The sequence below is a fragment of the Arsenophonus nasoniae DSM 15247 genome, from assembly GCF_000429565.1.
In the GTDB taxonomy this organism is placed as follows: Bacteria; Pseudomonadota; Gammaproteobacteria; order Enterobacterales; family Enterobacteriaceae; genus Arsenophonus; species Arsenophonus nasoniae.
Genome location: NZ_AUCC01000226.1, coordinates 1 through 1,460 on the forward strand (window position 1 = coordinate 1; position 1,460 = coordinate 1,460).

Below are 1,460 nucleotides of genomic sequence, written 5' to 3' on the forward strand. Positions count from 1 at the left end.
ACACCTCCTTCCAACATCAACGCTTCTCTGCGTTTTCTATCCGCCTGTTTTGACCAGAAAGGACGGGATATTTTAACTATCGGATAAGTTTCAATGACGCTTTCTAGCATATCAATCACACGGTTGACTTCGTATACGCCCTGTTCGCTATCTTCGTCGTCTGGCTCACAAAGTATCACCGGAAAACGCCCGCAAACTGTTTTTTTTCCAATCGCGCAGAAAGTGAAAGTCATCGCTTGACCAAAAACCCAATAGGCAACCAGACGGTAAAATTCCGCCTGTATGTGATAGCTATACTTGTTAACGGAATTACCAAAATCAAAAACATCTTCTGTTGTTTTCACATCCAACAAGGAGGGTTTGTCGGAATATATGCCGAAAAAATCAGGGCGGATTTTCAAGAGTGTTCCCTTTTCCGTACGATAGAAAATTGAAACCTCTGGTTCGCCGTTTTCTAGTAGCTCGTCAACCATTGGGTAAGCCAGTGCAGAATCTCGCATCATTTCAACTTGCTCAAAGTCGTCTTTTTTGAGCACGATTTGATTTTTGGCCACGGATTGCGCCTCAAAATCCGCCAAGGTTTGTTTGCCATCTTTGGTTCGCAAATCAACATCTGGCGCACAAAGGTACTGTTCACGGAAGCGCTCCGGCTCAAGAATAGCGGCATGTACAGCCGTACCAATCAAAAACGCACCGTTTTTAGTCTCTTTGTAGGGAGCGTCCTTGTTTGAATCTACGACAGCTATTGTTTTTGCTTTCTGAATCTCTCGTATTTGCGTACTGGAATAGCCGTTTGCCGCATGATAGGTGCTATTTGCGAGGTGGCGAACAATCAGACTTTCTGTGGGTTTTAACGCATCAACACAGCCGTTTAACATCTCAAGCTCGATACCCTCGCCGCTCATGATTTTTCCGTTAACGGGTGGGAAAGCAGAGAAAATGGAGTTGTCTTCGATATTTTTGATGACCGAGTTAATTAACTCTTTTTCTTCTGTATAATTATTAACCAACTCATCAAGTGCGACATTCGTCACGCTTTTTTCGACTTCTCCCAAGTTTTCCACAGGTATAACTACAGATTCAGTGGATAACTCTGTTGATTGAGTTAATAACTGATTATCTTTTCCACACTCAAAAAGATTAATCGCTATTTTATTAATTTCGCTTAAAGAGATAGTTTTGCCTACTTCCTGTATTTTCACAGACAACAATTCACGCAGTTCGGTATATTGCTCAAAAAGCTCTGGCTCTTCCGCTGGATTGGCGAGCAATTCATCTGCATCTCGAATTTCCCCTTCGTCGTACTCTTCCTGAATCCCAAATATCGTCAGCAAAGCGCAAAACTGGTCTATTTCCTGCTCTTCGGTAATATCCGTCTGCTTTTCCGTATTAGCGAGGCATTCCTCAACGCTGATTTCTTCCAATCGCGGCGATTTGTAAAAACAGCAATTTGCGCCGTC

The 1,460-nt window shown here is 42.9% G+C and carries 1 protein-coding gene; it reads right to left on the reverse strand.

Features of this window, described 5'->3' with window-relative positions; translation table 11 throughout:
- On the reverse strand, positions 1-1,460 hold a 1,460-nt coding region (locus tag G468_RS22700; protein ID WP_211229685.1), incomplete at both ends, for a PD-(D/E)XK nuclease-like domain-containing protein.